Source organism: Streptomyces sp. NPDC034670 (assembly GCF_055574875.1).
In genome coordinates this window covers 23,958-46,644 of sequence record NZ_JBVITR010000031.1, presented here as the reverse complement: position 1 = coordinate 46,644, position 22,687 = coordinate 23,958, and the positions used below count along the sequence as shown (strand labels likewise).

17 protein-coding genes are annotated in these 22,687 nt (G+C 73.3%); 16 read left to right on the top strand and 1 reads right to left on the bottom strand.

The window, feature by feature from the left end; translation table 11 throughout:
- Positions 1-4: 4 nt before the first annotated feature.
- From ACZ56B_RS20615 to ACZ56B_RS20575, 9 genes are all read left to right on the top strand, one after another.
- Entirely contained in the window at positions 5-355 is a 351-nt protein-coding gene (locus tag ACZ56B_RS20615) for a DUF4233 domain-containing protein (protein WP_468792197.1), read from the top strand.
- Between the two features lie 64 nt (positions 356-419).
- Positions 420-833 carry a nucleoside-diphosphate kinase gene (gene ndk / locus ACZ56B_RS20610; protein WP_468792194.1) on the top strand — a complete coding sequence of 138 codons (414 nt, stop codon included), beginning with the start codon at positions 420-422 and terminating at the stop codon, positions 831-833.
- 327 nt (positions 834-1,160) lie between these two features.
- Positions 1,161-2,180, top strand: a complete 1,020-nt coding sequence (locus ACZ56B_RS20605; protein WP_468792285.1) for a rod shape-determining protein — start codon at positions 1,161-1,163, stop codon at positions 2,178-2,180.
- 165 nt (positions 2,181-2,345) lie between these two features.
- Entirely contained in the window at positions 2,346-3,281 is a 936-nt protein-coding gene (mreC, locus tag ACZ56B_RS20600; RefSeq protein WP_468792191.1) for a rod shape-determining protein MreC, read from the top strand.
- A 12-nt stretch (positions 3,282-3,293) separates the two neighbouring features.
- On the top strand, positions 3,294-3,965 hold the full coding sequence (mreD, locus tag ACZ56B_RS20595) for a rod shape-determining protein MreD (protein ID WP_468792188.1): 672 nt from the start codon (positions 3,294-3,296) through the stop codon (positions 3,963-3,965).
- A gap of 151 nt (positions 3,966-4,116) precedes the next feature.
- On the top strand, positions 4,117-6,480 hold the full coding sequence (gene mrdA / locus ACZ56B_RS20590) for a penicillin-binding protein 2 (RefSeq protein WP_468792185.1): 2,364 nt from the start codon (positions 4,117-4,119) through the stop codon (positions 6,478-6,480).
- On the top strand, positions 6,477-7,679 hold the full coding sequence (rodA, locus tag ACZ56B_RS20585) for a rod shape-determining protein RodA (RefSeq protein WP_468792182.1): 1,203 nt from the start codon (positions 6,477-6,479) through the stop codon (positions 7,677-7,679). The genes mrdA and rodA overlap by 4 nt, the downstream gene beginning before the upstream one ends.
- A 66-nt stretch (positions 7,680-7,745) precedes the next feature.
- Positions 7,746-9,335: a CYTH and CHAD domain-containing protein gene (locus ACZ56B_RS20580; RefSeq protein ID WP_468792179.1), complete on the top strand. Its 1,590-nt coding sequence runs from the start codon at positions 7,746-7,748 to the stop codon at positions 9,333-9,335.
- A 96-nt stretch (positions 9,336-9,431) separates the two neighbouring features.
- On the top strand, positions 9,432-11,369 hold the full coding sequence (locus ACZ56B_RS20575; protein ID WP_468792176.1) for a TIGR03960 family B12-binding radical SAM protein: 1,938 nt from the start codon (positions 9,432-9,434) through the stop codon (positions 11,367-11,369).
- Positions 11,370-11,504: 135 nt separating this feature from the next.
- Here ACZ56B_RS20575 and ACZ56B_RS20570 read toward each other — a convergent pair whose 3' ends face one another.
- Positions 11,505-12,365, bottom strand: a complete 861-nt coding sequence (locus ACZ56B_RS20570) for a DUF2637 domain-containing protein (RefSeq protein WP_468792173.1) — start codon at positions 12,363-12,365, stop codon at positions 11,505-11,507.
- A gap of 556 nt (positions 12,366-12,921) precedes the next feature.
- Between ACZ56B_RS20570 and ACZ56B_RS20565 the strand changes: the two genes are divergently transcribed.
- The 7 genes from ACZ56B_RS20565 to obgE all read left to right on the top strand — a co-directional run bounded on the left by ACZ56B_RS20565 (position 12,922) and on the right by obgE (position 21,935).
- A complete protein-coding gene (locus ACZ56B_RS20565) occupies positions 12,922-13,413 on the top strand; it encodes a hypothetical protein (RefSeq protein WP_468792170.1) in 492 nt (163 codons plus the stop codon).
- A gap of 276 nt (positions 13,414-13,689) precedes the next feature.
- The gene (locus ACZ56B_RS20560) at positions 13,690-14,466 is read left to right on the top strand and encodes a TIGR03936 family radical SAM-associated protein (protein ID WP_468792167.1); all 777 of its coding nucleotides are present in this window, start codon (positions 13,690-13,692) and stop codon (positions 14,464-14,466) included.
- A gap of 260 nt (positions 14,467-14,726) precedes the next feature.
- Positions 14,727-19,010: an Rne/Rng family ribonuclease gene (locus tag ACZ56B_RS20555; RefSeq protein ID WP_468792164.1), complete on the top strand. Its 4,284-nt coding sequence runs from the start codon at positions 14,727-14,729 to the stop codon at positions 19,008-19,010.
- Positions 19,011-19,333: 323 nt separating this feature from the next.
- Complete coding sequence (locus ACZ56B_RS20550) at positions 19,334-19,600, top strand: hypothetical protein (RefSeq protein WP_468792161.1); 267 nt, start codon at positions 19,334-19,336, stop codon at positions 19,598-19,600.
- 151 nt (positions 19,601-19,751) lie between these two features.
- Entirely contained in the window at positions 19,752-20,072 is a 321-nt protein-coding gene (gene rplU, locus ACZ56B_RS20545) for a 50S ribosomal protein L21 (protein ID WP_004001309.1), read from the top strand.
- A 14-nt stretch (positions 20,073-20,086) separates the two neighbouring features.
- The gene (gene rpmA / locus ACZ56B_RS20540; protein WP_004988181.1) at positions 20,087-20,341 is read left to right on the top strand and encodes a 50S ribosomal protein L27; all 255 of its coding nucleotides are present in this window, start codon (positions 20,087-20,089) and stop codon (positions 20,339-20,341) included.
- 148 nt (positions 20,342-20,489) lie between these two features.
- On the top strand, positions 20,490-21,935 hold the full coding sequence (gene obgE / locus ACZ56B_RS20535) for a GTPase ObgE (protein ID WP_468792158.1): 1,446 nt from the start codon (positions 20,490-20,492) through the stop codon (positions 21,933-21,935).
- Positions 21,936-22,687: the final 752 nt, after the last annotated feature.

Here is a 22,687-nt window from a genome sequence, read left to right as displayed (position 1 = left end):
AAACGTGCGTACCCTCTGCGCTTCGACCCTGATCGGCGAGGTCTTCATCATCGGCTTCGCCGGGCTGGTCGCGATGAAGGACCCGGACCTGTCCACGGCCACCGTGTGGACCGTGTGCGGCGTCGCCATGTTCCTGTGCGTGGCCCTGTGCGGGATGATCACCCGGCCCGGCGGCGTGGTCCTCGGCTGGGTGCTGCAGCTCGCCCTCGTCGCCTCCGGCTTCTTCGTCCCGACGATGTTCTTCCTGGGCGCGGTGTTCGCGGCGCTGTGGTGGGCCTCGGTGCATTTCGGGCGGAAGGTGGACGAGGCGAAGGCCCGGTTCGCCGCTCGGGCCGACCAGCCTGACGCTGCGTGACGGACGCCCCGACACGCCCGGTAACCTCATCACCCCGCACATCTGACGCACAAGGAGTTCCGTCGTGACCCAGCGCACCCTCGTCCTCCTCAAGCCGGACGCCGTCCGTCGCGGCCTGACCGGCGAGATCATCAGCCGTATCGAGCGCAAGGCCGGCTGGCGGATCACCGCGCTGGAGCTGCGCACCCTGGACCAGGACACGCTGGAGCAGCACTACGGCGAGCACCAGGGCAAGCCGTTCTACGAGCCGCTGATGGAGTTCATGGCCTCCGGGCCGGTCGTGGCGATGATCGTCGAGGGCGAGCGGGTCATCGAGGGAGTGCGTCAACTGGCCGGTCCCACCGACCCGATCGCCGCGGCGCCGGGATCGATCCGCGGGGACTTCGGCGTGATCGTCCGGGAGAACCTGATCCACGCCTCCGACTCCGAGGAGTCCGCCGAGCGCGAGGTGAAGATCTTCTTCCCCGGCCGGGTGTAGCGGGGGCGCATAACGATCACGTCGCGGCCGTGCGCGGTTCCCCCGGGGTGCCCGGGGGAGCGTTCGCCCGCCTCTCAGGGGGGCCGGGGGCTTTGCCCCCGGCCCCTTTTCCGGCATATGCGCATCGTTCGGGGGAACGGATGCCCCCGATGGACCGTCCCCACAAGCAGGGGGACGCGTCATCGGATGACAATGGCGAAGACCCTCGCGCAGTGTTCGCGAAGGCCCGTCTACCATGGAAGCCTTCACGTCACAGCACCCACCTCGCCGACCTGAAAAGCCCTCAAAGCTCGTGGGGAGGCCAGACGAATCCTGATGGGGAACTCAATGTCGTTCATCGGCCGTGACATGGCTGTCGACCTCGGGACCGCCAACACGCTGGTGTACGTCAGGGGTCGCGGGATCGTACTCAACGAGCCGTCCGTCGTCGCGATCAACACCAACACCGGTGGGATCCTCGCGGTCGGCGCCGAAGCGAAGAAGATGATCGGGCGCACGCCCGGCAACATCGTTGCCGTGCGCCCGCTGAAGGACGGCGTCATCGCCGACTTCGAGATCACCGAGCGGATGCTCCGCTACTTCATCCTGAAGATCCACAAGCGGCGGTATCTGGCTCGGCCGCGAGTCGTCGTCTGTGTGCCCTCGGGCATCACCGGCGTCGAGCGCCGTGCCGTCATCGAAGCATCGTCCCAGGCCGGCGCCCGTCAGGTGCACATCATCGAGGAGCCCATGGCCGCGGCCATCGGTTCGGGCCTGCCGGTCCACGAGGCCACGGGCAACATGGTGGTGGACATCGGCGGCGGCACCACGGAGGTCGCGGTCATCTCCCTCGGCGGCATCGTCACCGCCCAGTCCATCCGCGTGGCGGGTGACGAACTGGACAACGCGATCATCCAGCACGTCAAGAAGGAGTACTCCCTCCTGCTGGGTGAGCGGACGGCCGAACAGATCAAGATCACGATCGGTTCGGCGTACGACCTGGACACCGACGAGCACACCGAAATCCGCGGCCGGGACCTCGTCTCCGGGCTGCCCAAGACCGTGGTCATCTCCGCCGGGGAGGTCCGCAAGGCGATCGAGGAACCCGTCAACTCCATCGTCGACGCCGTCAAGACCACCCTCGACAAGTGCCCGCCGGAGCTGTCCGGCGACATCATGGACCGGGGCATCGTGCTGACCGGCGGCGGAGCGCTGCTGCGCGGCCTGGACGAGCGGCTGCGCCGGGAGACGGGGATGCCGATCCACATCGCCGAGGACCCGCTGGACAGCGTGGCGCTCGGCTCCGGCAAGTGCGTCGAGGAGTTCGAGGCGCTCCAGCAGGTGCTGGACGCCCAGCCGCGCAGATGACCGGATCCAACGATTCCGCCGTACGGGACAACCTTTTTCCGTACGGCGGAATCATTGATATGGAGGCACCGGTCGCCTGACGCCTCCGCACATCCGAACCAGCACATCTGAACACACCGACACCCCCCATACCCGTTCTCGACGAGGAAGGCACGGCCGCCGCACGTGAGGGACACACGAGAGAGCCGGCTGCTCCTGGTGCTGCTGATCGCCATCGCGTTCGCACTGATCACGGTGGACATCCGCGGCGGGGAGGACTCACCGGTCGACGGTGCCCGGCAGGCCGCGGCGACGGTCTTCGGCCCCATCGAGAACGGGGTGTCGGGCGCGGTCGACCCGATCGGCAACGCGATCTCCGCGGTCCGGGACTCCGGCGACCGCCACGACCGGCTCGCCGCGCTCGAGCGGGAGAACATCGCGCTCAAGGCCGAACTCGGCAGCGACGACCGCGACCGCAGCCGGCTGAAGCAGCTCGACAAGATGCTGAAGATCGCCGGACAGGGCCAGTACGGCATCAAGGGCGCCCAGGTCGTCGCCATAGGAGCCGCCCAGGGCTTCTCCTGGACCATCACCATCGACGTCGGCGCGAACGACGGCATCGAGCGCGACATGACCGTCCTCAACGGCGACGGACTCGTCGGCCGCGTCACCACCGTGGGCCCGGACACGGCCACCGTGCTGCTCGCCAGCGACCCCGACTTCACCGTCGGCACCCGCATGGAGGGCACCGACGAACTCGGCTTCGCCTCCGGCCAGGGCGACCGCCCGCTGCGCGTCGAACTCCTCAACGGCAGGGCCGAGATCAAGAAGGGCGACCGCCTGGTCACCTTCGGCTCGCAGGCCGACAAGCCGTTCGTGCCCGGCGTCCCCGTCGGCGTCGTCTCCCGCGTCGACCCCTCCGGCGGCGACCTCACCCGCACCGTCCACGTCACCCCGTTCGTCGGCTTCAGCAAGCTCGACGTCGTCGGCGTCGTCGTCCAGGCCCCCGAGAAGGACCCGCGCGACACGGTGCTGCCCGAGAAGCCCGCGCCGACCCCCACGCCGACCGTGACGGTCACCGTCACGCCCTCCGCCCCCGCCGACGGCCGGCAAGAGCAGTAGGAGCTGTCACCCATGCGCGTCAACCGGATCCTGCTCTCCAGCTCGCTGATCGTCGTCGCCCTGGTGATCCAGGTGAGCGTCCTCGCCCGTCTCCACCTGCCCGGTGCCGTCCCCGACCTGCTGCTGCTCACTGTCCTCGGCCTGGCCCTGGTCTACGGTCACGTCGGCGGCGCCCTCGTCGGCTTCGCCGCCGGCCTCCTCGCCGACCTCGCCCCGCCCGCCGACCACGCCGCCGGGCGCTACGCCCTCGTGCTGTGCGTCATCGGCTACCTCGCCGGGCTCGTCAAACCCGAGAGCGGCCAGGTGCGGTCGGCCACCGGCCCCATGGTCGTGGTGGTCGCCGCCGCGCTCGGCTCCACCCTGCTCTACGCCGGCGTCGGCGCCCTCGTCGGCGACACCGCCGCCCGCCACGTCGGCCTCGGCGGGCTGCTGTTCACCGCCGCGCTGTACGACCTGCTGCTCGCCCCGTTCGTCGTCCCCGGCGTCATGGCCCTGGCCCGGCGCGCCGAGAACGATCCGCTCGCCGAGACGAGTTCCGCCGCCAAGACCGGCGACGTCTCCTCCGGCTGGGTCACCGGCGGCACCGGACTGCGCATCGGCGGACAGCGGGGCGGCCTGCGGGTGAAGGCGGCCCGGGCGCGTGTGGCCCGCGCCGGGCGCATCAAGGGGGTCAAGCGCCTGTGACCCCGCCGGACTTCACCCGAACGGACGAGCGACGCCGGAACTCCGCCGCGCGGGGCGGCCGTTCACCACGCGTACGCGCCGTACGCGCCGTACGCGCCGTATTCGTCGTACCCGCACACACGCACCCGCACGGAGAGGGGGAGCGAGCCGCGTGACCAACATCCCCGAGACCGGTCGCAGTCCACGGGTCCAGATCCGGCTCGTCGTCATCCAGGTCCTCGTCCTCTCCCTCCTCGGCACCCTCGGCGGGCGCCTGTGGTACCTCCAGATCCGCGAGGGCGACCAGTACGCCAAGGAGGCCTCCGGCAACCACGTCCAGCAGGTCGTCCAGCCCGCGGTCCGCGGCTCCATCCTGGACGCGCGCGGGGTCCCCCTCGCCGACAACGAGACCCGCCTGGTCGTCTCCGCCTCCCGCACCGACCTCATGAAGATGGACGACGACGGCGAGGCGGTCCTCACCAAACTCGCCGGCGTCCTCGGCATGACCCCCAAGGAAGTCAAGGAGAAGGTCCGGCTCTGCGACGCCGAGACCCCCCAGCCTTGCTGGAACGGCTCGCCGTACCAGCCCATCCCCATCACCGACGAGGCCACCCCCAAGCAGGCCCTGCAGATCCGCGAACGCGCCGAGGACTTCCCCGGCATCACCGCCGAACCGCAGGCCGTGCGCCGCTACCCGAGCCCCGGCAAGGCCAACACCGCCCAGGTCCTCGGCTACCTCTCGCCCGTCACCGACGAGGAGATCCAGAAGGCGCAGGACACCAGCTCGCCCTACCTGCGCTCCGACCAGGTCGGCCGCTCCGGCCTGGAACGCCAGTACGACAAGCAGCTGCGGGGCAAGGCCGGCGTCACCCGCTACGAGGTCGACAAGCTCGGCCGCGTCATCGGCCAGGCCGAGTCCGACCCCGCCGAGCCCGGCGCCAACCTCGTCACCAGCATCGACGCCCGCGTCCAGCGGATCGCCGAGTACGAGCTGAACGAGGCCATGAAGGCCGCCCGCAAGGAACACGACCGCAACACCAACCGCACCTACGAGGCCGACTCCGGAGCCGTCGTCGTCATGGAGGCCAAGACCGGCCGCGTCGTCGCCATGGCCTCCAACCCGACCTACGACCCCAACGCCTGGGTCGGCGGCATCTCCTCCAAGGACTACGCCCGGCTCACCGGCAAGAACTCCAACTACCCGCTGCTCAACCGCGCCATCCAGGGCCAGTCGGCACCCGGCTCCATCTTCAAGGTCGTCCCGACGGCGGCCGCGGTCAACGCCGGCTACTCCTTCAAGGGCCCCTACGACTGCACCAGCTCGTACTCCATCGGCGGCCAGGTCTTCAAGAACTTCGAGTCCCAGGACCACGGCGCGATCAGCCTCGGCCGCGCCCTGGAGGTCTCCTGCGACACCGTCTTCTACCGGCTCTCCCACGAGGAGTGGAAGCGCGACGGCGGCAACAAGCCGAAGAAGAACCCCGACGACTGGTTCTACAAGACGGCCCACCAGTTCGGCCTCGGCAAGGAGACCGGGATCGACCTGCCCAACGAGGTCACCGGCCGCGTCCCCGACCGCCAGTGGAAGCTGGACTACTGGAAGGCCAACAAGGACGCCTGGTGCAAGTACGGCAAGAAGGACGGCAGCTACGCCGAGAAGATCGCCTACGAGAACTGCCTCGAGGGCAACCGGCTGCGCGCCGGTGACTCCGTCAACTACTCCATCGGCCAGGGCGACACCCTCGTCACCCCCATTCAGATGGCCACCGTCTACGCGGCCCTCTCCAACGGCGGGACGCTCCTCACCCCCACCGTCGGCAAGGCCGTCATCAGCCCCGACGGCAAGACGGTCACGGACATCGAGCCCAAGCCGTACGGCAAGCTGCCGGTCACCAAGAAGACCCTCGCCGAGATGGACGAGGCCCTCGAGGGCGTGGCCACCCGGGGCACGGCCGCCTGGCGGTTCGGCGGCTGGCCGCAGGACGAGATCCCCATGCACGCCAAGACCGGTACCGCCGAGGTCCACGGCAAGCAGACCACCTCCTGGTTCGCCACCTACACCGAGGACTACGCGATCGTCATGACGATCGCCCAGGGCGGTACCGGCTCCGGCGCCTCGGGCCCCGCCGTGCGCAACATCTACAACGCGCTGTACGGCGTCGCCGAGGACGGCACCATCGACAAGAAGAAGGCGCTGCTGCCCGAGCCCCAGAAGACCCTCCCGAAGGTCACGACGGACGGCACCATCAAGTCCCCGAAGATCTCCGAGGATCCGGCCGAGGACCGGTCGACCGCCTCACCGGACGCCCGGGCCACCACCCCCCAGGACGGCCCGGACGACCCCGCCGGCCAGCAGCAGGCCGGCACGGTCCCCTCCCCGGAGACCGGCAACCGCGACACCCGCCGCCGCGACCGGCGCCGGGGCGGCGGCCGGTGCCCGGACGCCGGGCGCCGGGCCGACGGACCACGCCGGGGCGGCGAACGCCCGGCCCTTTGCCGGCGGCGGGCCACCGGAAGCCGGAGGACAGCGGCATGACCGGCGGTGTGAACAGCTTCCACGTCTCCGGGTACGGACCCGAGCGGGCCGGCTGGACCCGGATCTTCGCCCGCGACTCCCTCGCCCGGCGCCTCGACTGGCCGATACTGCTGTCAGCGACCGTGCTGTCCCTGCTCGGCTCGCTCCTGGTCTACTCGGCCACCCGCAACCGCACCGAGCTCAACCAGGGCGACCCGTACTACTTCCTGGTCCGGCACTGGCTGAACACCGGCATCGGGCTGGCCCTGATGATCGGCACGATCTGGCTCGGCCACCGCACCCTGCGCACGGCCGTCCCCCTGCTGTACGGCGCCTCGGTCTTCCTGGTCCTGCTGGTGCTCACCCCCCTGGGCTCCACCATCAACGGCGCCCACTCCTGGATCAAGCTCGGCGGCGGCTTCTCGCTCCAGCCCTCGGAGTTCGTGAAGGTCACGATCATCCTGGGCATGGCGATGCTGCTCGCCGCCCGGGTCGACGCGGGCGACAAGCCCTACCCCGACCACCGCACGGTCCTCCAGGCACTCGGGCTGGCCGTCGTCCCCATGCTGATCGTGATGCTCATGCCCGACCTCGGCTCGGTCATGGTCATGGTCATCATCGTGCTCGGCGTGCTCCTCGCCTCCGGCGCCTCCAACCGGTGGGTCTTCGGCCTCCTCGGCGCCGGAGCGGTCGGCGCGATCACCGTCTGGCAGCTCGGCGTGCTCGACGAGTACCAGATCAACCGCTTCGCCGCCTTCGCCAACCCCGAACTCGACCCCGCCGGCGTCGGCTACAACACCAACCAGGCCCGCATCGCCATCGGCTCCGGCGGCCTCACCGGCTCCGGCCTCTTCCAGGGGTCCCAGACCACCGGCCAGTTCGTCCCCGAACAGCAGACCGACTTCGTCTTCACCGTCGCCGGCGAGGAACTCGGCTTCGTCGGCGGCGCACTGATCATCGGCCTGCTCGGCGTCATCCTCTGGCGCGCCTGCCGCATCGCCCGCGACACCACCGACCTCTACGGCACCATCGTCGCCGCCGGCATCGTCGCCTGGTTCGCCTTCCAGTCCTTCGAGAACATCGGCATGACCCTCGGCATCATGCCCGTCACCGGCCTCCCCCTGCCGTTCGTGTCCTACGGGGGCTCGTCGATGTTCGCCGTGTGGCTGGCGGTCGGCCTGCTCCAGTCGATCAAGGTGCAACGGCCGATGTCCGCGTAACCGCCCGCCTCACCGGTGCGGGGCGGCCCTCTGCCGCTCCGCACCCGAACCGGCTAGATTCGGTGCATGGCGGACACCCAGCGCGAGATCGAGCGGAAGTACGAGTCCGAGGACCCCGAGAACACCGCACTGCCCGACCTGACCGGCATCCCCGGCGTCGCGTCCGTCCGGGACAAGGGCGTCACCCACCTCGACGCCACCTACTACGACACCGCCGACGCGCGCCTGGCCGCCGCCTCCCTCACCCTGCGCCGCCGCACCGGCGGCTCCGACGCCGGCTGGCACCTGAAGTTCCCCGTCGCCCCCGGAGTGCGGGACGAGATCCGCGCCCCGCTCTCCGACGACCTCCCGGAGGACCTCGCCCGCCTCGTCCGCTCCCGCGTCCGCGAGCGCGCCCTGCGCCCCGTCGTCCGCCTGCGCTCCGACCGCGACCTGCGCCACCTCCTCGACCGCACCGGCCGGCTCCTCGCCGAGGTCGGCGTCGACACCGTGCACGCCGAACGCCTCACCGACGACGGCGACGGCGGCACGGCCCGGTGGACCGAGATCGAGGTCGAACTCGCCGACGGCGCCGACCCCGCCCTCCTCGACCGGGTCGAGAAGAAGCTCCGCACGGCGGGCATACGCCCCTCGAAGTCCGCCTCGAAGCTCGCCCGGGCCCTGGCGGAGACCGCCCCGACCACCACGGTCGACCGGCCCGGGGCGGCGCCCGCCCCGGCCACCGCACCGACGGCCGCACCCCGGCAGAAGCGCAAGGTCCGGGCGGTGGGCGAACCCGTCACCGCGGGCGACCACGTCCTCGCCTACGTCCGCGCCCAGCGCGACGCGCTCGTCGAGCTCGACCCCGCCGTGCGCCAGGACGTCCCCGACTCCGTCCACCGCATGAGGGTCGCCACCCGCCGCCTGCGCAGCGCCTTCCGCTCCTACCGCGCCGTCCTCGACCGCGGGACGACCGACCCCGTCGCCACCGACCTCAAGTGGCTGGCCGGCGAGCTGGGCCTGGACCGCGACCAGGAGGTGCTCGCCGCGCGCCTGAGGAAGGCCCTGGACGAGCTGCCCGGCGCCCTCGTCTCCGGACCCGTCGGCGACCGCCTCACCGCCTGGTCCGAGACCCGCCACCGCGGGGCCCACGGCCGCCTCACCGCCGTCCTCGACTCCCGCCGCCACCTCGCGCTCCTCGACGCCCTGGACGCCCTGCTGGCCGACCCGCCGCTGCGCCGGAAGGCCGCCGCCGAGCCGGAGAAGGTGCTCGCCAAGGCCGTGCGCAAGGACCTCGGCAAGCTGTCCGGCCTCGTCGCCCGGGCCCTCGACCTCCCGCCCGGCGACGACCGCGACGTCGCCCTGCACGAGGCCCGCAAGAAGACCAAGCGCACCCGGTACGCGGCCGAGGCCGCCGCCCCGGCGCTCGGCGCCCCCGCGGACACCCTCGTCGCGTCCATGAAGGCGCTCCAGGGCCTGCTCGGCGACCACCAGGACAGCGTCATGGCCCGCAGGACCCTGCGCGAGCTGGCCGCCGTCGCCCACGCGGCGGGGGAGAACACCTTCGCCTACGGCGTCCTGTACGGCCGCGAGGAGCACCGCGCACGGACCACCGAGGCGGCGCTCCCGGACACCTGGAAGGCGCTCGGCAAGGACCTCCGGTCCTGGACGACGTAGGAGGGACCCGCCCGGCCGCGTTACGCTGAATGGTCACCCGCCCCCGCGGCCTCCTCCGGCCGGGGGACCCCCAGTCAGCACACGAAGGTTCGCGAGATGCCTGCCGAAGCCGCCGAGTCTGTGTTCCCGCAGCTCGAAGCTCTGCTCCCGCATGTGCAGAAGCCGATCCAGTACGTCGGCGGAGAGCTCAACTCCACGGTCAAGCCGTGGGACAGCTGCGACGTCCGCTGGGCGCTCATGTACCCCGACGCCTACGAGGTCGGACTGCCCAACCAGGGCGTCATGATCCTCTACGAGGTCCTCAACGAACAGGACGGCGTCCTCGCCGAGCGCACCTACAGCGTCTGGCCGGACCTCGAGGCGCTGATGCGGGAGCACCGCGTCCCGCAGTTCACGGTCGACAGCCACCGCCCGGTGAAGGCCTTCGACGTGTTCGGCCTGAGCTTCTCCACCGAGCTCGGCTACACCAACATGCTCACCGCCCTGGACCTGGCCGGCATCCCCCTGGAGGCCAGGGACCGGACGCTGGACGACCCGATCGTCATGGCCGGCGGCCACGCCGCGTTCAACCCCGAGCCGATCGCCGACTTCATCGACTGCGCGGTCATCGGCGACGGCGAGCAGGCCGTCCTCGAGGTCACCCGGATCATCCGCGCCTGGAAGCAGGAGGGCCGCCCCGGCGGCCGCGAGGAGCTCCTCCTGCGCCTGGCGAAGACCGGCGGGGTGTACGTCCCCGGCTTCTACGACGTCGAGTACCTCCCCGACGGCCGCATCGCCCGCGTCGTACCGAACCGGTCGGGCGTCCCGTGGCGCGTCTCCAAGCACACGGTGATGGACCTCGACGAGTGGCCCTACCCCAAGCAGCCCCTCGTCCCGCTCGCCGAGACGGTCCACGAGCGCATGTCGGTGGAGATCTTCCGCGGCTGCACCCGGGGCTGCCGCTTCTGCCAGGCCGGAATGATCACCCGCCCCGTCCGCGAGCGCTCGATCACCGGCATCGGCGAGATGGTCGACAAGGGCCTGAAGGCCACCGGCTTCGAGGAGGTCGGCCTGCTGTCCCTGTCGAGCGCCGACCACTCGGAGATCGGCGACATCGCCAAGGGCCTCGCCGACCGCTACGAGGACGACAAGATCGGCCTCTCGCTCCCCTCGACCCGCGTCGACGCCTTCAACATCGACCTGGCGAACGAGCTGACCCGCAACGGCCGCCGCTCGGGCCTGACCTTCGCGCCGGAGGGCGGCTCGGAGCGCATCCGCAAGGTCATCAACAAGATGGTCTCCGAGGACGACCTCATCCGGACCGTCGCCACGGCCTACGGCAACGGCTGGCGCCAGGTGAAGCTGTACTTCATGTGCGGCCTGCCCACCGAGACCGACGACGACGTCCTCCAGATCGCCGACATGGCCACCCGCGTGATCGCCAAGGGCCGCGAGGTCTCCGGCTCCCACGACATCCGCTGCACGGTCTCCATCGGCGGCTTCGTCCCCAAGCCGCACACCCCCTTCCAGTGGGCCCCGCAGCTCTCCGCCGAGGAGACGGACGAGCGCCTGGCCAAGCTCCGGGACAAGATCCGCGGCGACAAGAAGTACGGCCGCTCCATCGGCTTCCGCTACCACGACGGCAAGCCCGGCATCGTCGAGGGCCTGCTCTCCCGCGGCGACCGCCGCATCGGCGCGGTCATCCGCGCGGTCTACGAGGACGGCGGCCGCTTCGACGGCTGGCGCGAGCACTTCTCCTACGACCGCTGGATGAACTGCGCGGACAAGGCGCTGGCCCCCTTCGGCGTCGACGTCGACTGGTACACCACCCGCGAGCGCACCTACGAGGAGGTCCTGCCCTGGGACCACCTCGACTCCGGCCTGGACAAGGACTGGCTCTGGGAGGACTGGCAGGACGCCCTCGACGAGACGGAGGTCGAGGACTGCCGCTGGACGCCGTGCTTCGACTGCGGGGTGTGCCCCGCCATGGACACGAACATCCAGGTGGGTCCGACCGGGAAGAAGCTGCTGCCCCTCACCGTGGTGAACAAGTAGCCGCTCGCGCCCCGCGGGCGGCTCCCGACCGGCGGGAGCCGCCGCCCCGGCCGTCGAGGAAGCGGCCCCCGCCGTCGGCGGGGGCCGCTGGGAGAGGTCCCGCCGCCGACGGCCCGTCGGCGGCGGAGGCGGGGCCTACGGGGTGCGCCGCCCGGACGGCACGTCGCGGCGGTAGGAGGGGGCCGGGGTCCCGAACCGCTCCTCCCGGCCACCGGAGGCGGGGCGGGGGGCGGAGGGCTGCTGCCGGTGGCGCGGGGCGGCCCGGCGGGGCGGTCGGGTCAGGGTGATCTGGCGGACGAGCTGCTGGAAGCACGTGAGTGCGGCGACTCCCGGCAGCGCGGCGGCGGCGGTGTCGGTGATCGTGCGCGGCGCCTGGGCGACGCAGAGCAGGACCGCGACGGACGAGAACAGCAGGACGACGAACCAGGAGTGCAGGGCGCGTCGTCGGTGCAGTGCCGCGCGGAGGACGGACAGGGACCCCGCCAGCCAGGGGCCGTACACGAGCACCGGCCACCAGGCCGCCGAACTGCCACTGCTGTGCGCCGTGGTGACGAGGAGCAGCGGTTCGTAGGTGACCACGCCGCTGAAGACGCTCACCATCGACACGGTGGCCGCGACCAGGGCGGCGATGACGTAGCCGGCGAGCCGCACGGCGTCCCGGCGTCTGCGCCGGGTGAGCCTGCGGTGGCCGCGCGGGGTGGTGCGCAGGGGCGGCAGTTCGGCGGTGATCTCCTGCAGGTTGCCCAGAGGACTGCCGGCGGGGGGAGCGGTGACCGACGCCTCGTCGCCGGGGGGCGGCACGGCGCCGCCGTATGCCTCGCCGCGGGCTTCCTGGAGCAGGTAGGCGAGTTCCTCGGCGGGGTCCCAGGGGGGAACCGGTGTTTCCAGGGGTTCTTCGTAGACGGTCGAGGCCCGGTGCCGGCCGGTGCCCGCTCCCTCGTTCTGGGCCGGGAAGCCGGGGCCGTACCAGAGGTGGTCGAAGCGTTCGTCGTTCATGTCAGGGCGGGTCCGTCGGGCCGGCGTGCGAAACGGGGCGCCGGCCGGTCCGGCCCGCAGGCCGGCCGGGTCGGACTCCACCTGCTGGAACAGGGCGGGCGGCCCGTCGGGATCGGCCCGCTGGCGTGCGGTGCGGCAGGGACGCCCTTCGCGCCGAGCGCGCCCTCGGCCCCGGGCGGGGGGTGCGCCGGGGCCGAGGTGCGGAGGTGGGAGCCCACGGACGGCCCGCGGGCAGAAGTCGGGCCGCTCGGCCCCCCCTCGGGCGCGAGTGGCCCGGACGTGCTTGCCTTCGTCATGTAGCGAATAACGGCGGGGCTTTTCACTTGGATGCGCGGCGAATGAGTGAACAGCCGTCAGGGAAAATTATTTTATGCAAGCCCGGTCGAGCAGGGGCCCCGGCTCCCGGAAAAAGGATTCCTCCCAGGCCGGGCGGGGGCGGTGGGGAATTCCCGGTGCGCGTCCGCGGAATGCGTCGCGCCGGCCGGCGTTCGGCGTACGAGGCGCGTGATTCCCCGGACGCGGGATCCGGACGGACCGCTGCGGCGTCCGCGCGGTCATGGACCTGCAGAAGCAGGCCCCCGCGGCGCGGGGGGACGCGCCCCGGGGCGAGGGGTGCCTGGTCGTGGCGGTCCGCGTGCCCGTGCGGATCGTGGTGCTCGTCCTGGTCGTACCGGTGCGGATGGCGTGGGACGCGCTCGCCGTCGCCGGGCGGTTCCTGAACGGCACCGCGCTCCGGCCGCTCGGGCGGGCGTCGCTGCGGATCGGGCGGGCGGTGCTCGTGCGGCCGTCCACGGGCCCGTGGCGGTACGTCCTCGTGCCGCCCGGCACGCTGTCGGCCCGGCTCGGGACGGTGTCGTTCGTCCTTCCCGCCGCGGGGCTGCACCGCCGTGTGCCGACCCCCGTCGGCCACGCCCTGGTGTGGGTGTACGCGCGCCTTGACGCCCGTCGGGCACGCGGCCGTGCGGGCGCTCGGGGCGGTGGGCGCCGTGTGCGCCGCGCTCGGCCGGGGTGCGCGCGGGAGGGGACGGACCTGCTCACGAAGCGGTGAACGGCGGGCGTCGGCACGGGACTCGGCGTCGGGGCAGGCACCGCGCCGGTGCGCCGGCCGCGGCCGTCCGCCTCCGCGCGGGAACCGGCGGCCCGCCTTGCACGTACCCTGGGTGGTACGACGACCGTTCCGGCGCGGTGCCCGACCGGGACCGGACCGCCGGGACGCCGTCGCACGGTCGTACGCTGGATGGGGAGGCGCACCCGCGCCCCCCTGCAACGAGGAGAAGATCCACTGGGCAAGCGACAGCCCGAAGGCCCGCCGCCCGCACCCGCGGTGCAGCGCATCCGACTGCGCTACACCAAGCGCGGCCGCCTCCGGTTCACCAGCCACCGCGACTTCCAGCGCGCCTTCGAGCGTGCCCTGCGCCGCGCCGAGGTGCCGATGGCGTACTCGGCGGGGTTCACACCGCACCCGAAGGTGTCGTACGCCAATGCCGCACCCACCGGCACGGGCAGCGAGGCCGAGTACCTGGAGATCGCGCTCACCGAGCCGCGGGACCCCGAGCGGCTCCGGGCCCTCCTCGACGCGTCGCTGCCCGCCGGGCTCGACATCGTCGAGGCGGTCGAGGCCCGTACGCCGGGGCTCGCCGACCGGCTCACGGCCTCCGTGTGGGAGCTGCGGCTGGACGGGGTCGCCCCCGAGGACGCCCGCCGCGCGGTGGACGCCTTCAACGCGGCCGGGTCCGTCGAGGTCCAGCGCCTGACCAAGAACGGCGTCCGCACCTTCGACGCCCGCTCCGCGGTGGCCGGCCTGGACGCGGTGGAAACGCACTCCTCGCCGGCTGATAGGCCGAGCGACCGGCCCTGTGCGATACTGCGGCTGGTTGTTCGGCACGTGACGCCTGCCGTACGACCCGACGACGTCCTGTCCGGTCTCACCGCCGTGGCCGACCTGGCGCCGCCGGTCCCCGCAGCGGTGACCAGGCTGGCGCAGGGGCTGTTCGATGAAGAGACCGGCACGGTGACCGACCCGCTCGCGCCCGACCGCGAGGCAGCAGCGACCGAGCCGCATCCGGCCGCCGCCACTGCCGCCGCGACGGCGCCGGCGTAAGGAAGGTCCCGCGTAGGGACGGACGTCGTAGCGCCGCCCTCGGACTCGGGAGCCACCTGGGTCGGGCAGCGCACCGACCAGAAGACTTTCGCCAGGCCGTGCGCATTCGGTGTACGGAACCGGCGAGACAGGACACAGAGAGCTCCCGTGCGGCGCCCGCGCCCCGGACGGCGGCCACCGCGCATCGCGCGGGCCGCGGACGTCACCGGCATCGCCGGACCGGGTGCGGCGCCCGGGAGCCTGACGGGAGATACGCCCGCATGCTCGAACCGATCGAGCCCACCGAGGGCTCCGAACCGAACACCCCCAGCGACACCCTGCCGCCGCGCCGGCGGCGCCGTGCCGCGTCCCGCCCGGCCGGTCCGCCCGCCGCGGCGGCCGAGACCGTCACGCCGGCCATACCGGCCGCGGGGTCCGCCGAGTCCCCGGCATCCTCCGGGGCGGCCGGGCCCGTGGCGCAGGAGAGCGCCGGAGCCGGGGAGAGGGCCCGGGAAGAGGCCCCCGAGACGTCCGCGACCGCCGCACCGCGGCGCCGCCGTGTCGTCCGCCGCGCCTCCGCGCCCGCCGGGGCACCGGCGTCGGCGGAGACCGCCGAGACCGTCGTGCCGGCGACCGCGGCCCCGGCCCAACCCGAGACCGCCGAGACCGCCGAGGCCACCGGGCAGGCGACCGCCTCCTCCGGCACCTCCGAGGACGCCGCTCCCCGGCGCACCCGCCGCCGCGCGACGCGCGGGACGACCTCGCCGACGGCGACCGCCGACGACGGCGCGCAGAGCGCCGGGACGCCGGAGCCGGAGCCGTCCGCGCAGACGTCCGGGGCCGAGGAGACCACCGCCGAAACCTCCGAGGCACCCGCGGCCGCCGAGGACACCGGGGCCGCCGAGGACACCGCGCCGCGCCGGACCCGGCGCCGCGTCTCACGCCGTGCCGCCGCGCCCGCCGGGGCGGAGGGCGACGCGGGCGAGTCCGCACGGACTGCCGCCTCCGCCGCCTCCGCCGACGAGGCCCCGGCGGCCGAGCCCGCAGCCGCCCCCGCCAAGAGCACCGGGGCACCCGCCGCCGTGGCGGCCGGGCCCGCGCGGACCGCGCCCGAGGAGGCCGTGGACGCCCCGGAGGCCGCCGCTCCGCGGCGTCGCCGCCGGGTGGCCCGCAAGGCCGCCGCCGGGTTCGCGGAGCCGGCGCGCAGCGCCGGGGCCGCCGAGGCCGCGGACGAGACCGCTCCGCGGCGTCCGGTGCGTCCGGCCGTCGCCGTGTTCCAGCCGCCCGTGTTCACCGAGCCCCGGTTCCAGACCCCGGAGCGGGCCGCCGCCGAGGCGGCCGCCGAGGCGGCCGGGCCGGTGGAGCCCGAGGAGAGCGAGGAGTGGGCCGAGGAGCGGCCCGCCGCCTCGCGCCGCCGGCGGCGCCGGAGCGCGGGCGACGAGACGGAGGCCGCGCCGGCCGCCGGGGCCGCACCCGCCGCCCGCCCCGAGGACGGGGCGGAGGAGGCCGACGAGCCGGCCGAGGACCAGGGCGAGGGCGAGGACCAGGACCAGGACGAGGGCGAGGGCTCCGGTTCGCGCCGGCGCCGTCGCCGCGGTGGCCGCCGCCGCAGGCGCGGCGAGTCCGCCGAGAGCGACGCCGAGGACGGCGAGTCCGCGGACGACGACGCCGAGGGCGACCCGGTCTTCGCCGAGCAGGCCGCCCAGGACGCCGAGGACACCGCGGAGCAGACCGCCGAGGACGCGGAGGAAGCCGAGGCCGCGGAGGACGCGGAGGACGCCGAGCAGTCCCGGGGCCAGGAGGGCCCGGACACCGGGACGGGCTCCAGCAGCAGCCGTCGCCGCCGCCGCCGTCGCCGCCGGGCCGGTGACGGCGCCGCCGAGGCCGAGCCCGCCTCCGACGACCCCGAGCGCACCGTCGTCAAGGTCCGCGAGCCGCGCAAGGCGGCCGAGCCGTCCGACGAGGTGCAGTCCATCAAGGGCTCCACGCGTCTGGAGGCGAAGAAGCAGCGCCGCCGCGAGGGCCGCGAGCAGGGTCGCCGCCGGGTGCCGATCATCACCGAGGCCGAGTTCCTGGCCCGCCGCGAGGCCGTCGAGCGCGTGATGGTGGTCCGCCAGCACGGCGACCGCACGCAGATCGGCGTCCTGGAGGACGGGGTGCTCGTCGAGCACTACGTCAACAAGGAGCAGGCGACCTCGTACGTCGGCAACGTCTACCTCGGCAAGGTGCAGAACGTGCTGCCGTCGATGGAGGCCGCCTTCATCGACATCGGCAAGGGCCGCAACGCCGTGCTCTACGCGGGCGAGGTCAACTTCGAGGCGCTGGGCATGGCGAACGGCCCGCGCCGCATCGAGTCCGCGCTGAAGTCGGGCCAGTCGGTCCTGGTCCAGGTCACCAAGGACCCGATCGGGCACAAGGGCGCCCGCCTCACCAGCCAGGTCTCCCTCCCGGGCCGCTACCTCGTGTACGTCCCCGAGGGCTCGATGACCGGCATCAGCCGCAAGCTGCCCGACACCGAGCGGGCCCGGCTGAAGACCATCCTCAAGAGGATCGTCCCCGAGGACGCGGGCGTCATCGTGCGCACCGCCGCCGAGGGGGCCAGCGAGGAGGAGCTGCGCCGGGACGTCGAGCGGCTGCAGGCGCAGTGGGAGGACATCCAGAAGAAGTCCAAGAACGGCAACGCGCCGACGCTGCTGTACGGCGAGCCGGACATGACCGTCCGGGTCGTGCGGGACATCTTCAACGAGGACTTCTCCAAGGTCGTCGTCAGCGGCCAGGACGCCTGGCAGACCATCCACGGCTACGTCTCCCACGTCGCGCCGGACCTCGCCGACCGGCTGCAGAAGTGGACCAGCGAGGTCGACGTCTTCGCCACGTACCGGATCGACGAGCAGCTCGCCAAGGCGCTGGACCGCAAGGTCTGGCTGCCCAGCGGCGGTTCGCTGGTCATCGACCGGACCGAGGCGATGGTCGTCATCGACGTCAACACCGGCAAGTTCACCGGTCAGGGCGGCAACCTCGAGGAGACGGTCACCAGGAACAACCTGGAGGCGGCCGAGGAGATCGTGCGCCAGCTGCGGCTGCGCGACCTCGGCGGCATCATCGTCATCGACTTCATCGACATGGTCCTGGAGTCCAACCGGGACCTGGTGCTGCGGCGCCTGCTGGAGTGCCTGGGCCGCGACCGCACGAAGCACCAGGTCGCCGAGGTGACGTCGCTGGGCCTGGTCCAGATGACCCGCAAGCGGGTCGGCCAGGGCCTGCTGGAGTCGTTCTCGGAGACCTGCGTCCACTGCAACGGGCGCGGTGTCATCGTCCACCTGGACCAGCCCGCCGCCGCCGGTGGCGGTGGCAAGCGCCGCAAGCGGGCGCGTGCCGGCGCGGCGGACCAGCCGCACGAGCACGAGGCCGTCGCGAGCGCCGAGACGGCCGAGCAGGAGGCGGAGTCGGAGGCCGAGATCGCCGCCGAGGCCGCCGAACCGGTCGCCCTGCCGGCACCGGAGATCACGCCGGACGAGGAGCTGTACAGCAGCGTCGCCGAGGCGGAGGCCGCGGCCACCCGCGGACGGACGCGCCGCCGGTCGAGCCGGCGGGCGTCGGCCCCGGCCGGTGCGCCGAAGCGTGAGGCGGCCGGGGCGCGGCGGTCCGGGACCGAGGAGGCCCCGGCCGAGGTGCCGACCGCCCAGGACGTGACGGCGGAGCAGGAGGCCGCGCGTCCGGTGCAGCCGGAGTCGGCCGCCGAGGCGCTGGCCGAGCCCGCGGCCGTCGAGGACGCGGTGGTTCCCGAGCCGGGGACCGGGGGCCGGGAGACCGGGGCCCCGGCCCCCGAGGAGGCCGCCCCGCAGGGCCGTACGCGGCGTCGCGCGACCCGCAGGGTGTCCGCGCCGACCGGTTCGCCGCAGGGGGCGCAGGCCGCGGTGGTGACGGTGACCGAGACCCGGGAGACCGAGGTCCCGGCCGCCGGGACGCCCGAGCCGCGGGCGGAGGAGGAGACCCCGGCCGTCCCGGCCGAGGCCCCCGCCGAGGCCGCGGCCCCGGCCCGCCCGCGCCGCCGCGCGGTGCGCAAGCCCACCACGGCCACCGCGTCCGAGGAGGCGGCCGTCGTGGTCGTCCCGTCCGCTCCGGCGGAGGAGACGGTCCCGGCGGACGGGACGGCGCCCGCGGGGGAGCCCGCCCAGGACGCCCAGGAGTCCGCGCAGGACGGTGAGGAAGCGGCCGCCGAGGCGGCTCCGGCCAAGAAGACCGCCCGCGCGGCGGCCAAGAAGGCCACGGCGAAGAAGGCCGCCACGAAGAAGACGGCGGCCAAGAAGACCGCCGCCAAGAAGACGGCGGCCAAGAAGACGGCGAAGACCGCCGAGACGGCCGCCGCCGAGACGGCCGCCGCCGAGACGACCGCGAAGAAGACCGCGGCCAGGACCACGGCCAAGAAGGCTCCGGCCAAGAAGGCCACGGCGGAGAAGGCCACGGCGAAGAAGGCCGCCACGAAGAAGACCGCGGCCAAGAAGACCGCGGCGGCGGACCAGCAGCCGCCGTCCTCGGTCACGGCGGTGACCGAGGAGGACTGAGCAGCCGTCCGAGGGTGTGGTCCTGTCCCCGCGGGGACAGGACCACACCCTTTTTTCCGAAGGCCCGGTCCACCGTGCGTGGCCGCGCTCGTCGGGGGAGGGCCGCCGCCGGGACGGCGCGTCCGGGCTCGGCCGGCCCCGGGGGACGTCGGGGAGGGACCAGTGGTGACCGGCCTCGCGCCCACGGCCGGCGCCGGACGGCGTCCGCGTCCCCGCACCCCGGAGCGGGATCCGCAACCGCCCCGCGAGACCGGCCGCCGGGAGCCGGCCGGGGCTTCCGGCGCGACGGGGTCCCGGCCGGCGGCGCGGCGGTCGCCACGCAGGTGCGGGGCGACCACGACGGCTCCCGGCTGATGGCCGGGGCGCCCCGCCGGCACGGGCTCCCGGTGCCGGTGGAGGAGAGCGGGTCCGACGCCGAGGAGTTCGTCCGGGCGGCGGAGTTCGCCCCGGGGACCCGGCCGGGCCGCTCCACGGTCCTGGAGCACCCGGACCCGTCGCCGGCGCGGATCAGGGGCGCCTACGCGGACCACGCCGCGCCGGTCGCCGGCCGACCAGGGGCCGGTTTGACCCTTCTGGGCCCGGCCCCGTAGTCTTGACCGTCGGCGTGTCCATCTGGACCGCCACATCCCCGTAAACCTCTTCCTCCCGGACGCGGGCCGCGACCGGGAGAGGTCGTCCGCGTGTGTGCAGGGCGGCTGGCCTGCGGGGGTGCCGTTCTTCGAGCGAGAGAGTGAGATCCGCGTGTACGCCATCGTGCGCAGCGGTGGTCGCCAGCACAAGGTTGCTGTCGGCGACATCGTCGAGGTTGACAAGATTTCCACCGCCAAGGTCGGCGACACGGTCGAGCTCTCGACCCTGCTCGTCGTCGACGGCGACTCCGTGACCAGCGACCCGTGGGTGCTGGCCGGCATCAAGGTCCAGGCCGAGGTCGTGGACCACCACAAGGGCCAGAAGATCGACATTCTGCGCTACAAGAACAAGACCGGCTACCGCCGTCGTCAGGGCCACCGCCAGCAGTACACGGCGATCAAGGTCACTGAGATCCCCACGGCTGCGAAGTAAGGGACTGAGGAGAGATGGCACACAAGAAGGGCGCATCGTCCACCCGGAACGGTCGCGACTCGAACGCCCAGCGGCTCGGCGTGAAGCGCTTCGGCGGTCAGGTCGTGAGCGCGGGTGAGATCCTGGTCCGCCAGCGCGGCACCCACTTCCACCCGGGCGCGGGCGTCGGCCGCGGCGGCGACGACACGCTGTTCGCGCTGCAGGCCGGTGCGGTGGAGTTCGGCACCAGCCGCGGCCGCAAGGTCGTGAACATCGTCCCGGTCGCCTGATCCGGGCTTTCGACCGTACGTTTCGCGAGGCGGACCCCACTTCCCGGTCGGGAAGGCGGGTCCGCCTTTCGCGTGTTGACCCAAGAAGCACCAGAAGTACAAGAAGCGCGTACGCGCGTACGTCCCACCGCCTTTGGAGGCAATCCCCATGACCACCTTCGTGGACCGCGTCGAGCTGCACGTCGCCGCGGGTAACGGAGGCCACGGCTGCGCCTCCGTCCACCGTGAGAAGTTCAAGCCGCTCGGCGGGCCCGACGGCGGGAACGGCGGGCGCGGCGGGGACGTGATCCTCACCGTCGACCAGTCCGTGACGACCCTGCTCGACTACCACCACTCGCCGCACCGCAAGGCCACCAACGGCAAGCCCGGCGAGGGCGGCCACCGCGCCGGCAAGGACGGGCAGGACCTGGTCCTGCCCGTGCCGGACGGGACCGTCGTGCTCGACAAGGCGGGCAACGTGCTCGCCGACCTCGTCGGGCACGGGACCTCGTACGTCGCGGCCCAGGGCGGGCGCGGCGGGCTCGGGAACGCCGCCCTCGCCTCGGCGCGGCGCAAGGCGCCCGGGTTCGCGCTGCTCGGTGAGCCGGGGGACCTGCGGGACATCGTCCTGGAGCTCAAGACCGTCGCGGACGTGGCGCTGGTGGGGTACCCGAGCGCCGGCAAGTCCTCCCTCATCTCCGTGCTCAGCGCCGCCAGGCCGAAGATCGCCGACTACCCCTTCACCACGCTCGTGCCGAACCTCGGCGTGGTCACCGCCGGTTCGACCGTCTACACCGTCGCCGACGTGCCGGGGCTGATCCCGGGCGCCAGCCGGGGCAAGGGGCTGGGCCTGGAGTTCCTGCGGCACGTCGAGCGGTGCAGCGTGCTGGTGCACGTGCTGGACACCGCCACGCTGGAGTCCGACCGCGACCCCCTCTCCGACCTCGACGCCATCGAGGAGGAGCTGCGCCAGTACGGCGGCCTGGACGACCGGCCGCGGATCGTCGTCCTGAACAAGATCGACGTCCCCGACGGCAAGGACCTGGCCGAGCTGGTGCGTCCGGACCTCCAGGCGCGCGGCTACCGCGTCTTCGAGGTGTCGGCCGTCGCCCACATCGGGCTGGGGGAGCTGTCCTTCGCCCTGGCCGAGCTGGTGGCGCGGGCGCGGGCCGCCAAGCCGAAGGAGGAGGCGACGCGCATCGTCATCCGGCCCAAGGCCGTGGACGACGCGGGCTTCACCGTCACCCGCGAGGAGGTCGGCGGGGAACCGCTGTTCCGCGTGCGCGGCGACAAGCCCGAACGCTGGGTCCGTCAGACGGACTTCAACAACGACGAGGCCGTCGGCTACCTCGCCGACCGGCTGGGCCGCCTCGGTGTCGAGGGGGAGCTGATGAAGGCCGGTGCCCGGTCCGGCGACGGCGTCGCCATCGGGCCCGAGGAGAACGCGGTCGTCTTCGACTGGGAGCCCTCCGTCACGGCCGGTGCGGAGATGCTCGGCCGGCGCGGTGAGGACCACCGGTTCGAGGCGCCCCGTCCGGCCGCCCAGCGCCGCCGCGACCGGCAGGCCGAACGGGACGAGGCGCAGCAGGAGTTCGACGGTTTCGAGCCGTTCTGAGGAACGAGCGGGCGGTCCGGGCGAGCGTGCCCGGACCGCCCGTCGTCCTTGAGCTCCCTGGGGCAGACGTCCACGGAGAAGACCACGCGGTCTCCCTGCCTGGTGTCGATCCTCTCGTTCAGCCCCCACGGACGGCCCCGCCGGGGCGCCCAGGACAGGTCCTGCGTCATGCGGGGGGCCGTGGTGAGGGCGTGGGGCGCCCGGCCGGGCTCGGCGTGGTGGGTGCAGCCGCAGGCCAGGTTGCCGTTGGCCGGGACGTCGTTCCAGCCTTCCGGGCACTGTCCGCCCAGGCAGGAGCGCTCGCCGTCCGTGGCGACCCCCTGCACCGACCCCACGGGAGTGGTGTGGGCGGCCTCGGCCCGGACGGTGCCGATCCGGCTCCCGCCCATCGCCCTGGGAAGTGCCACGGTGCGGTCCAACGGCCACCGGACGACGCGCCCGCCCGCCTTCTCCCCGCGGTACTCGCCCGACACCGGGGCGTCCGTCCCCGAGCGGTCGAGGCTGAGCGAGCTGAGGCAGACCGTCACGGCGTCCGTGTCTTCAGCCGGAAGTCCCGGTGGACGGACGCGTCCAGCTCCGCCAACGGCGTCGCCGCGGAGGCGGTCGGAGCGGCCAGGAGGCTGCTGACGACCACGGCGAACCCGACCGCCAGAGCGATCGGCGAGCGCGCTCCCCGTCCACCGGGCCCGCCGGGGGTCCTGTCCCGAACACGATCATCTGACATCGCGTCGAGGTGCTCGGGTTCTTCCGGG

Coding starts and splice junctions, on each gene's coding strand:
- ACZ56B_RS20605 (WP_468792285.1), top strand. CDS start 1,161: ATGTCGTTCATCGGCCGTGACATGGCTGTCGACCTCGGGACCGCCAAC.
- mreD (WP_468792188.1), top strand. CDS start 3,294: ATGCGCGTCAACCGGATCCTGCTCTCCAGCTCGCTGATCGTCGTCGCC.
- rodA (WP_468792182.1), top strand. CDS start 6,477: ATGACCGGCGGTGTGAACAGCTTCCACGTCTCCGGGTACGGACCCGAG.
- ACZ56B_RS20580 (WP_468792179.1), top strand. CDS start 7,746: ATGGCGGACACCCAGCGCGAGATCGAGCGGAAGTACGAGTCCGAGGAC.
- ACZ56B_RS20575 (WP_468792176.1), top strand. CDS start 9,432: ATGCCTGCCGAAGCCGCCGAGTCTGTGTTCCCGCAGCTCGAAGCTCTG.
- ACZ56B_RS20570 (WP_468792173.1), bottom strand. CDS start 12,365: ATGAACGACGAACGCTTCGACCACCTCTGGTACGGCCCCGGCTTCCCG.
- ACZ56B_RS20565 (WP_468792170.1), top strand. CDS start 12,922: ATGGACCTGCAGAAGCAGGCCCCCGCGGCGCGGGGGGACGCGCCCCGG.
- ACZ56B_RS20555 (WP_468792164.1), top strand. CDS start 14,727: ATGCTCGAACCGATCGAGCCCACCGAGGGCTCCGAACCGAACACCCCC.
- rpmA (WP_004988181.1), top strand. CDS start 20,087: ATGGCACACAAGAAGGGCGCATCGTCCACCCGGAACGGTCGCGACTCG.
- obgE (WP_468792158.1), top strand. CDS start 20,490: ATGACCACCTTCGTGGACCGCGTCGAGCTGCACGTCGCCGCGGGTAAC.